Consider the following 10648-nt stretch of genomic DNA (forward strand, 5'->3'; position numbering starts at 1 on the left):
TCCCATAGAGTCACTGGACAGTGCATGGGAGCGCTCCCACAGGAATCCTCACGGGAAGCCATCACGGAAAGCCCCCGCACGACCCCGAGCACCACCCGCACCACCACTGCACGACCCACCACAAAGGAGTGAACTGTGAACACACGTGCCCGCAAGCGGATCCTGACGACAGCAGCCGTCGCATCCGTCTCCGCCCTGGCCCTCGCCGGCTGCGCCTCCGCCGATGCCGGCGACAGCGCTTCCGGTGACGAGAAGGTCACACTGACCGTCACCACCTTCGGCACCTTCGGATACGACGACCTCTACGACGAGTACGAGAAGGCGAACCCGAACGTCACGATCGAGGCGACCAACATCGACACCGGCGGCAACGCCCGCACCGACGCGTTCACGAAGATCGCAGCCGGCTCGGGTCTCAGCGACGTCGTCGCGATCGAGGAGGGGTGGCTCGGCGCGATCATGGACGTCTCCGACACCTTCGTCGACCTGCGCGACTACGGCATCGAAGACCGCAAGTCCGACTGGGTCGACTGGAAGTACGGACAGGCGACCGACGCCGAGGGCCGCGTGATCGGCTACGGCACCGACATCGGCCCGAGCGGCATCTGCTACAACGGCGCCGCCTTCGAGGCGGCCGGCCTGCCCAGCGACCGCGAGTCCGTCGCCGAGCTGCTGAACGGCGACTGGGAGAACTACTTCGCGGTCGGCGCCGAGTACACGGCCAAGACCGGCAAGGCCTGGTACGACCACTCCGGCTTCGTCTGGAACGCCATGGTCAACCAGCTCGACGAGGGGTACTACACCTCTGACGGCGAGCTGAACGTCGAGGACAACGCCGAGCTGAAGGAGCGCTTCGAGCTGCTCGGGGCCGCGACCGAAGGCGGTCAGTCCGCTGCACAGACCGCGTGGGACTGGAACGGCGGCAAGTCGTTCGTCGACGGCACCTTCGCCACGTTCGTCTGCCCGGGCTGGATGCTCGGCGTCGTGCAGGGCCAGGTCGAGGCCGGCGGCGGCGACGCCTCCACCGGCTGGGACTTCGCCGACGTCTTCCCCGGCGGCGCAGCCAACTGGGGCGGCGCGTTCCTGTCGATCCCCGAGAGCTCGCAGCACAAGGAGGCCGCGGCCGACCTCGCAAACTGGCTGACGCAGCCCGAGCAGCAGGTCAAGCAGTCCGCCGCCGCGGGCAACTTCCCGTCGACGATCAAGGCGCAGGAGACGCTCTCGTCCGAGGCGACTCCGAACGCGTTCTTCAACGACGCACCCACCGGTGCCATCCTCGCCGAGCGTGCCAAGGGCGTCGTCGCCCAGTTCAAGGGCGCCGATGACTCGGTGATCCAGGAGAACGTCTTCGGTCCGGCCCTCAGCGGCCTCGACCGTGGCGAGACCGACACCCAGGGCGCCTGGGATGCCGCGGTCGAGCTCCTGAACGAGCTGGTCGACTGACCCAGCCACCGCATCCGTTCCGGTCGCAGTTCGTGCCGCGCCGCCTTCACCGGGGCGGCACGGGCTGCGACCGGAGCACCACGGAAGCCCGGAACAGGACCAAGGAAGAGTCATGACCCTCACGCATGAGCGCTCGGAGACGGCATCCGCGTCGTCGAACGACGCGAAGAGCCCGAAGACGGATGCCGCGGCTCGGCGTCCCTGGCGGCACCGCATCTCGCGGTTCGACCAGAACGCCTCCCCGTACTTCTACATCTCGCCGTTCTTCCTGCTCTTCGGGCTGGTCGGACTCTTCCCGCTGCTCTACACGGTGTGGGTGGCCGTGCACGAGTGGGACCTGCTCAAGGGGCAGGGCGAGTTCATCGGCGCCGGGAACTTCGTCGAGATCCTCGGCGACCCGATGTTCTGGAACTCGATCTTCAACACCCTGAGCATCTTCCTGCTGTCGGCGATCCCGCAGCTCGCGGTCGCCCTGGTGATCGCCTACCTCCTCGACCGCGGCCTGCGTGCCCCGACGTTCTGGCGCATGAGCGTTCTCATCCCGTTCGTCGTGACCCCCGTCGCCGTCGCCATCATCTTCTCGAGCATCTTCAACGAGGCCGACGGCCTCGCCAACAACCTGCTCAATCTGATCGGCATCGCCGACCAGGAGTGGAAGCACAACACGGCGCTGTCGCACCTCGCGATCGCCGTGATGGTGAACTTCCGCTGGACCGGCTACAACGCCCTCATCCTCCTCGCCGCCATGCAGGCGGTGCCGCGCGATCTCTACGAGTCGGCAGCCCTCGACGGAGCCGGCGCTGCTCGCCGGTTCTTCTCGATCACGATCCCCACGATCCGCCCGACGCTGATCTTCGTGATCATCACGGCGACGATCGGCGGTCTGCAGATCTTCGCCGAGCCCCGGCTGTTCGACGTCTCGACCGCGGGCGGCATCGGCGGCAGCGACCGGCAGTTCCAGACAACCGTGCTGTTCCTGTGGGAGCTCGCCTTCTTCCGCCGGGACCTCGGCGAAGCATCCGCCGTCGCCATCCTGCTGTTCCTGCTCATCGTCGGCATCGGCGTCATCAACTTCCTGATCTCCCGACGCATCTCGACCGGGGATGCTCCGAAGAGCCGCGCCGCGCGCCGACGAGCCCGCACCGCCGCTGCCGCCGCTGCCGCCGCAGCCGCGACGGCCGCCGCCGGCACGACGATCGCCACCACGACCGAGGAGAATGCGCGATGACCGCCACCCAGGCGCTGAGCGTCCCCGAGAAGATCCGCCGCCGTCGAGGCGCCGTGGGCGGCAACGCCGGGATCGGCAGCCGCCCCGGCTTCCTCACCTACGGCCTGCTCGCCGCGTTCATCATCGGCAGCGTCTACCCGCTGTGGTGGTCGGTCGTCGTGGCGAGCGGCACGAACGCCACGCGTGGCGAAACCCTGCCGCTGATCCCCGGCGGCAACTTCTTCACCAACGCCGCCAAGGTGTTCGACGCGATCCCGTTCTGGCTCGCTCTGGGCAACTCGTTCCTCATCTCGGCGATCATCACGGTCTCGGTCGTCACGTTCTCGACGCTGGCCGGCTATGCCTTCGCCAAGCTGCGCTTCACGGGCCGCGACGGACTGATGATCTTCGTGATCGCGACCATGGCGATCCCGACGCAGCTCGGCATCATCCCGCTGTTCATGCTGATGCGGGAGCTCGGCTGGACCGGATCGATCGGCGCGGTCATCGTGCCGACACTGGTCACCGCCTTCGGCGTCTTCTTCATGCGGCAGTACCTGGTCGACGTGATCCCGGACGAGCTGATCGAGGCGGCGCGGATGGACGGCGCGAACCAGTTCCGCACGTTCCTCACCGTCGGCATCCCGGCCGCTCGCCCTGCCATGGCGATCCTCGGCCTCTTCACCTTCATGACGGCGTGGACCGACTACCTCTGGCCGCTGATCGTGCTCTCCCCGCAGAACCCGACACTGCAGACGGCCCTCAGCCAGCTGCAGTCCGGCTATTACATCGACTACTCCATCGTGCTCGCCGGTGCGGTGCTCGCGACCCTTCCGCTGCTCGTCCTGTTCGTCGTGGCGGGCCGGCAGCTGGTCAGTGGCATCATGGCGGGCGCGGTGAAAGGATGACCCCTATGACCCGTGCCTTTCCCGAGAACTTCCTGTTCGGCGCCGCGACAGCGGCGTACCAGATCGAAGGGGCGGCTTTCGAAGACGGGCGCACCGCGTCGATCTGGGATGCCTTCAGCAGGGAGCCCGGCGCCGTGATCGGCGGCGACAACGGCGATGTGGCGTGCGACCACTACCACCGCTATCCGCAGGACGTCGCTCTCATGAAGAAGCTCGGGCTGCAGACCTACCGCTTCTCGACCTCGTGGTCGCGCGTCCAGCCCGACGGCGGCGCGGTCAACGCGAAGGGCGTCGACTTCTACGAGCGCCTGGTCGACGAGCTGCTCGCGAACGACATCCTGCCCTGGCTGACGCTCTATCACTGGGACATGCCGCAGGCGCTGCAGGAGACCGGCGGGTGGACCAACCGTGACACCGTCGGACGCTTCCTCGAGTACGCCGGCACGATGCACGACGCCCTGGGCGATCGGGTGAACGTGTGGACGACCCTGAACGAGCCGTGGTGCTCGTCGTTCCTCTCTTATACCGGCGGCGAGCACGCTCCGGGTCACACGAGCGTCGCCGAGGGTCTGCTCTCGGCGCACCACCTGCTGCTCGCCCACGGCGAGACGGTCCGCGAGCTGCGTGGCCGGGATGCGAGCCTGAATCTCGGCATCACGCTGAACCACACGGTCGCAGACCCCGCCGATCCGACCAACCCCGCAGACATCGACGCCGCGCGTCGCGTCGACGGCCAGTTCAACCGCTGGTTCCTCGACCCGATCTACCGGGGCGTGTACCCGGACGACATCATCCGGGACATCCGGTCGGTGGATGCCGATGCCGTCGCCCGCTTCACGGATGCCGTGCACGACGGCGACCTCGACGTCATCTCTCAGCGCATCGACACGCAGGGCGTCAACTACTACCACGGCGACTTCGTCTCGGGCACGGCTCCCACCCCTGAGCGGACCCCGCTCAGCGGCGGCCCCGCGACCGACCGGGTCGGTCGAAGCCCGTATCCGTCGAGCGAGGGCATCCACCCCGTCGAACGCGGACTGCCCCGCACGGCGCAGAACTGGGAGGTGCAGCCCGAGGGGCTCACCCGTCTGCTGCAGCGCGTGTGGACCGAGTACGCCGAGCCCGCCGGAACCGTGCTGTACATGACCGAGAACGGTGCCGCCTATGACGACGTCGCGGTCGTCGAAGACGGTGAGACCCGCGTGCACGACGAGGACCGCACCGAGTTCCTGCGCCTGCACCTGGCCGCCGTGCTCGATGCGGCGGATGCCGGCGTCGACGTGCGCGGCTACTTCTACTGGTCGATGTTCGACAACTTCGAGTGGGCCTGGGGCTACGACAAGCGGTTCGGCATCGTGCGCGTCGACTACGACACCCAGGAGCGGAGTCTGAAGGACTCCGGTCGGGAGTACGCTCGCATCATCGCCGCTCGCGCTCTCTGACGCCGGGCGGCGTCACCAGGGAGCATCCGGCCTCGCTGCCGGACGGAGGGAGAGTCGTGTCGTCACGAGCGACCATCGAAGAGGTGGCATCGGCCGCCGGAGTCTCACGGTCGACGGTGTCACGCGTCGTCAACGGGTCGACGGCGGTGAGTCCTGAAGCCCTCGAGTCGGTGAAGCGGGCCATCGAGGAGCTCAGCTACGTGCCCAACCGCGCGGCTCGCTCACTCGCGTCCCGACAGACCCACGCGATCGCCCTGATCGTCCCCGAGGACACCACGCGGTTCTTCGGAGATCCCTTCTTCGCGGCGATCGTCGCGGGCATCACGGGGGCGCTCCGGGGCTCGGACTACCTGCTCAACCTGCTGATCGCGAGCGACGACCCCGGCGACAAGATGACGAGCTTCGTGCGCAACGGCGGTGTGGACGGCGCGCTCATCGTCTCGCACCACACGAGCGACGCGTTCATCGACCGGGTCGCCGATGCCGTGCCCGTGGTCTGGGGCGGCAGGCCGGTGCGCATCCGCGAGGGCGACTACGTGGTCGACGTCGACAACGTCGCCGGCGCCCGCACCGCCACCCAGCACCTGATCGAGACCGGTCGTACGCGGATCGCCACGATCTCGGGGCCCATCACGATGGTCTCGTCCGTCGACCGCGTGCAGGGCTTCCGCGGGGCACTGGCCGATGCAGGGCTCTCGCCGTTCGCCGAGGAGGCCGGTGACTACAGCGAAGCCAGCGGAGCGGATGCGGCGCGCCGCATCCTCGCTGCGGGGCGTCCGGATGCGATCTTCGTCGCCAGCGACCTCATGGCCCGTGGCGCGCTCACGGCGCTGCGCTCGGCCGGCATCCGTGTTCCCGAGGACGTGGCGCTCGTCGGGTTCGACGACTCGTCGGTCGCGCTGAGCACAGACCCGCCGCTGACCACCATGCGGCAGCCCATGTACGCGCAGGGCGAGGCCATGGCCGGAGTGCTGCTCTCGCGCCTGGCCGGACGCGACCCGGCGCACACGACGATCCTGCCGACGGAACTGGTGGTGCGCGCCTCGTCGTGACCTCGCGCGGGCCGGGATCGAACGGGGGCGACCGAAGAACACGGATGCGGACCATACGCCCCTCCAGGTCGGTCCGCATCCGTGGGTCTTCGGGCGATCAGCCGATCCGGTCTCGTGACCGCTGATCGATCGTCGCGGGCCACCGCAGTGTCGCCCACGGGCCGTTGCGCTTGGGCATCACTGCCGTCGCGAAATCCGTCCACACCTCGCCGTACTTCTCGAACGACTCCGCGTCGAGGTTCCCGTCGCTCCAGTGCATGACCCGTCCGGCGATGTAGCTCAGGCCGAAATCGACCCATGACACTAACGACGGGCGGGTGTCGACGTTGATCCGGTGGATGATGCGTCGGGCCTCTGCGACGTCGGCGTATCCGAGCGCAACACCCCACGTCGTCATCGCCACGGCCTGACCGAGCGCATACGCGTCGAGAGTGCGCACATAGACATCGGGCGTCACGACATCTTTTCCGACTCGTCTGCGCACCTCGCGCTCGATGCGCTCGATGCCGGCCACGAACGGCAACGCGTCGCGCGCGTCTCCGCCTTCGGCGACGATTCCCGCGAGCCACTCCCGCGTGGTCGGCACACGCCCGAGGGCGGTGTCCAGGTCGTTGCGGACCGCCAGACGGAGCATCCAGGCCTGACGTCGACGTCGCACGGTGCTGAGATGGTCGATCATGCCGAGCCAGTCGTCACGGGAGCGGATGCCCCACGTCTCGGCGACGAGCGCCCTGTCGTCAGGTCCCAGAGAGGGGGCCGTCGGGTCGTTCCAGGGCCCGGACGGGAGGGAGCTGATCTGCAGCAGGCCCAGCGCGATCTCGTTCGCCTCGGTGTCGGTGGTGGAGAACCGCTCGGATGGCGCGAGCCTCTGGGGACGCGTGAACCATGATGTCGGGCTCATCACACTCCTGAGGGTGGGGCCTGGGGCCGCTCATAGCTTGAACAGCTATTCAGTCGCTAATATATAGCCTCCGGGGGGAAATCCGAAGTCGTCCGATGCTGGGGAGCGGGACACCGATGGCACGTTCAGACGAACACAACCGGGCCGCGCGGGAGCGCGCCCGCGAAGCCATTCTCGAATCGGCCATCATCCTGTTCGCCGAACGAGGCGTCTCCGGCGCGAGCATCGCCGAGATCACCCGCCGCGCCGGGGTCGCGCAGGGACTCGTGAGCTACCACTTCGGCGGCAAGGACCAGCTCGTGGCCGCCGTGATCGACCGCTGGTACGAGGCGCTCTTCGCGATCCCGCAGGTCGAGGGGCCCGCCGACGTCCGGCTCGCCGGGATCATCGACGGTGCTCTCGCCGCCACGGGTTTCGCCCTCCCGGTGCAGCGAGCGGTGTTCGCGATGCAGCAGCAGCCCAGCACCCACCGCATGTTCGCCGAGGCCGAGACCCGGTTCGCGGAGCAGGCGATCGCATCGGAGAACGCCGTCCGCGAGATCTTCCGCGAGAGGGGTGCCGCCGATCCTCCGCTCGAGGAGATCATGCTGCGCACCACCCTCGAGGGCGTCTTCATGAAGTACGCCGTCTACGGCGACACCTACCCGCTCGAAGACGCCCGACGCTGGGTGCGGCGTCTCTACGGCCTGCCCGAGCCCGAGGCGCCGCTTCCGCTGCAACTCGCGCCCCGGGATCCGGACGCGAGGACCAGGGCGGCGGGGGCTCTGCGGGACGAGGAGTGACCGAGCTGCGGCCGACCCTCCACCGCGGACGGCGTCAGCCCAGCTGCATCCGGGCGAAGGCCCCGAGCACCACGCGCTCGGACTGCACGAGGTAGCGCTCGAGCTCGGCCGCGCCGGCCGCCGCACCGCGGGCGAGGAAGGTGTCGAGCACCGCGCGGTTCTTGCGCACGAACGGCTCGTGCAGCGAGCGAGGATCGTCGATCTTCAGGAACGCGAGTCTCAGCTCTGCCGCGAGGTCACGGTAGGTGCGGGCCAGGCGGGGGCTGTCCGCGAGCGACACCAGGGCGACATGGAACGCCATGTTGGCGCTGCCCACCGCGCGCCACGTCTCGGCGTCGTCGAGGAGTGCGTCGTGCGCCGCGGCCTCGGCGGCGAGCACGGCCTCCTGCATCTGCTGGACCGCCGGATGCTCCGGCTCGGAGTGCAGGAGCGCGGTGCACTCGATGATGCGACGTGCGCGATAGATGTCGATCACGTCGGCGATCGACGGCGAGGCGACGGAGACGCCCCGGTGCGGCACGTGCTCGAGCAGACCCTGCTCGGAGAGGGCGCGGAACGCCTCGCGCAGCGTGTTGCGTGCCACGCCGAAGTGCTCCGCGATGGCCGATTCCGACAGTCGGGAACCGGGTGCGAAGGCGCCGTCGATGATCTGCTGTCGGAGCGCATCGGCGAGCATGCCCTGCTGGTTCATGCCTTCATCGTAGGCGGCGGCCGGAGCGGATCGTTCGAGGAAGCGTCTCCGCCATCACGCGAATGCAACTCCGCCGTAGCACAGCGGAAACAAAGTTGTTGAACAATATTGCTCGATCCGTTCTACACTGGGTGTCACTCGACACCCACCAACGACGATGGGAATCCCCCCGCAATGTCAGAGAACACCGCAGCCCCGCTGTCCGCCGAAGACGAAGTCCGGCTCTCCGCCGCCAAGAGACGCGCCGGCCGCAGCGCCGTGATCGGCGCCATCTTCCTGATGGCCACCAGCGCCATCGGTCCCGGGTTCATCACCCAGACGGCCACCTTCACCGCGACGATGGGGGCGGCCTTCGCGTTCGCGATCCTGGTCTCGATCCTCGTCGACATCGCCGTGCAGCTGAACGTGTGGCGCATGATCACCTCCTCCGGCATGCGCGCCGGGGAACTCGCCAACAGGGCAATCCCGTTCTCCGGGCACGTGATCGCCGTGCTCGTCGTCATCGGCGGCCTCGCGTTCAACATCGGCAACATCGCGGGTGGCGGCCTGGGCATGAACGCGCTGCTCGGCATCGATCCCAAGCTCGGCGGAGCGCTGACCGCCGCCCTCGCGATCATCATCTTCCTCATCAAGAAGGCCGGTCCGGTGATGGACATCGTGCTCGTCGTGCTCGGCATCGGCATGATCGTGATGACCGTGATCGTCGCGGTGATCGCCCAGCCGCCCATCGGCGAGGCGCTGCGCCAGACGTTCGCGCCGGACGAGCTCAACTTCGCCACGATCACCACGATCGTCGGCGGAACGGTCGGCGGATACATCACCTACTCGGGTGCCCACCGCTACCTCGACTCGGGTCACACCGGTCCCGAGCAGGCGGGTCCTGTCATGCGCGCCGCGGCGAACGGCATCCTCGTCACCGGCATCATGCGCTACGTGCTGTTCCTCGCGGTCCTCGGCGTGGTCGCCTCGGGCGTCTCGCTCGACCTGTCGAGCCAGGCCGCGAACCCCGCGGGACAGGCCTTCGGCGCCGTGCTCGGCGACGCGGGACTCCGCATCTTCGGCGCGATCTTCTGGGCCGCCGCGATCAGCTCGGTGATCGGCGCGGCATACACGTCAGCGACCTTCCTCTCGACCTTCACGAAGAAGCTCCGGGGCGGATGGCCGCTGCAGCTGGCCACCGTCGCCTTCATCGTCGTGTCGCTGATCGTCTACCTCTCGATCGGCACCGCGCCGGCCGCGATCCTCGTCTTCGTCGGCGGCTTCAACGGGCTCATCCTCCCCATCGGCCTCACGGTGTTCATGTACATCGGCTGGTTCCGCCGTGACCTGCTCGGCTCGAAGAAGTACCCGCTGTGGCTGCTCATCGCCGGCACGCTCGTGACGCTGCTGACCTGGTACATGGGCATCGTCTCGGTCGGCCCCATCTTCGCCTTCCTCGGAATCGGAGCGTGACCCCATGACATCGATCGACCTGAACTCCGACCTCGGCGAGAACGTCCCCGACCGGGTGGTCAGCGACGACGAGAGCATGCTGCGCCTCGTGACGAGCGCGAACGTGGCGTGCGGGTTCCACGCGGGCAGCCCCGAGGGCATCCGATCGACTCTCGAGAGCGCCGTGGCCGGAGGCGTCGTGATCGGCGCGCACCCCGGCTACCGCGACTACGAGAACTTCGGCCGCACGAAGGTCGAGATCGACTCGGCCACCCTGCAGGCGCACGTCGAGTACCAGCTCGGTGCCCTGATCGGTCTTGCCGCAGCCGTCGGTGGCACGGTCGCCTACGTCAAGCCGCACGGAGCGCTCTACAACACGATCGCCCGCGACGAGCGGCAGTCGAAGGACGTGGTGGCGGCGATCCGCGCGATCGACCCGAACCTCGTGCTGCTGGGTCTGGCCGGAGGCGTCGTGCTCGACGTCGCCGAGCGTGCGGGCCTGCAGATCGCGGCCGAGGCCTTCGCCGATCGGGCGTATCAGCCCGACGGCCAGCTCGTCTCACGAACCGAGGCGGGCTCGGTGCTGCACGACCCCGTCGCGGTCGCCGAGCGCATGGTGCGCCTCGCCGGCGAAGGAGTGATCCGCGCGATCGACGGCACCGACGTGCCCGTCAGCGCGCAGTCGATCTGCGTGCACGGCGACAGCCCCGGCTCGGTGGCCATGGCCGCCGAGACCAAGCGGATGCTGCAGGACGCCGGCATCACGATCGCACCGTTCGCGGGAGTCTGAG

10 protein-coding genes are annotated in these 10648 nt (G+C 68.4%); 8 read left to right on the forward strand and 2 right to left on the reverse strand.

Annotated elements, in window-relative coordinates; genetic code table 11:
• Positions 1 to 135: 135 nt before the first annotated feature.
• The 5 genes from ASE34_RS03240 (at position 136) to ASE34_RS03260 (ending at position 6052) form a co-directional block, all read left to right on the forward strand.
• Positions 136 to 1443 carry an ABC transporter substrate-binding protein gene (locus ASE34_RS03240; protein WP_053098588.1) on the forward strand — a complete coding sequence of 436 codons (1308 nt, stop codon included), beginning with the start codon at positions 136 to 138 and terminating at the stop codon, positions 1441 to 1443.
• Between the two features lie 112 nt (positions 1444 to 1555).
• Positions 1556 to 2671: a carbohydrate ABC transporter permease gene (locus tag ASE34_RS03245; RefSeq protein WP_056276459.1), complete on the forward strand. Its 1116-nt coding sequence runs from the start codon at positions 1556 to 1558 to the stop codon at positions 2669 to 2671.
• Positions 2668 to 3558, forward strand: coding sequence for a carbohydrate ABC transporter permease (locus ASE34_RS03250; RefSeq protein ID WP_056276462.1), 891 nt, complete (start codon positions 2668 to 2670; stop codon positions 3556 to 3558). The genes ASE34_RS03245 and ASE34_RS03250 overlap by 4 nt, the downstream gene beginning before the upstream one ends.
• A 5-nt stretch (positions 3559 to 3563) precedes the next feature.
• Positions 3564 to 5000, forward strand: a complete 1437-nt coding sequence (locus tag ASE34_RS03255) for a GH1 family beta-glucosidase (protein ID WP_200955150.1) — start codon at positions 3564 to 3566, stop codon at positions 4998 to 5000.
• Positions 5001 to 5056: 56 nt separating this feature from the next.
• Positions 5057 to 6052 carry a LacI family DNA-binding transcriptional regulator gene (locus ASE34_RS03260; RefSeq protein WP_056276469.1) on the forward strand — a complete coding sequence of 332 codons (996 nt, stop codon included), beginning with the start codon at positions 5057 to 5059 and terminating at the stop codon, positions 6050 to 6052.
• A gap of 97 nt (positions 6053 to 6149) precedes the next feature.
• On the opposite strand, the gene ASE34_RS03265 is transcribed toward ASE34_RS03260, so the two are convergent.
• Positions 6150 to 6953, reverse strand: a complete 804-nt coding sequence (locus ASE34_RS03265; protein ID WP_056276472.1) for a DUF1266 domain-containing protein — start codon at positions 6951 to 6953, stop codon at positions 6150 to 6152.
• A gap of 116 nt (positions 6954 to 7069) precedes the next feature.
• On the opposite strand from ASE34_RS03265, the gene ASE34_RS03270 reads away from it, so the two are divergent.
• Positions 7070 to 7735, forward strand: coding sequence for a TetR/AcrR family transcriptional regulator (locus ASE34_RS03270; protein WP_082297963.1), 666 nt, complete (start codon positions 7070 to 7072; stop codon positions 7733 to 7735).
• 34 nt (positions 7736 to 7769) lie between these two features.
• Here the strand turns inward: ASE34_RS03270 and ASE34_RS03275 are convergent, their stop codons facing one another.
• Positions 7770 to 8426, reverse strand: coding sequence for a GntR family transcriptional regulator (locus ASE34_RS03275; protein WP_053098594.1), 657 nt, complete (start codon positions 8424 to 8426; stop codon positions 7770 to 7772).
• Between the two features lie 174 nt (positions 8427 to 8600).
• Here ASE34_RS03275 and ASE34_RS03280 point away from each other — a divergent pair, with 174 nt between their 5' ends.
• Both ASE34_RS03280 and ASE34_RS03285 read left to right on the forward strand, forming a co-directional pair.
• Positions 8601 to 9878, forward strand: coding sequence for an NRAMP family divalent metal transporter (locus ASE34_RS03280; RefSeq protein WP_056276475.1), 1278 nt, complete (start codon positions 8601 to 8603; stop codon positions 9876 to 9878).
• A gap of 4 nt (positions 9879 to 9882) precedes the next feature.
• Positions 9883 to 10647 (forward strand): LamB/YcsF family protein, encoded by a 765-nt coding sequence (locus tag ASE34_RS03285; protein ID WP_053098596.1) that lies wholly within the window; start codon positions 9883 to 9885, stop codon positions 10645 to 10647.
• The last annotated feature ends 1 nt before the right edge of the window (position 10648 follow it).

Origin of the sequence: Microbacterium sp. Root280D1 (assembly GCF_001428975.1) — a bacterium.
Lineage (GTDB): Bacteria > Actinomycetota > Actinomycetes > Actinomycetales > Microbacteriaceae > Microbacterium.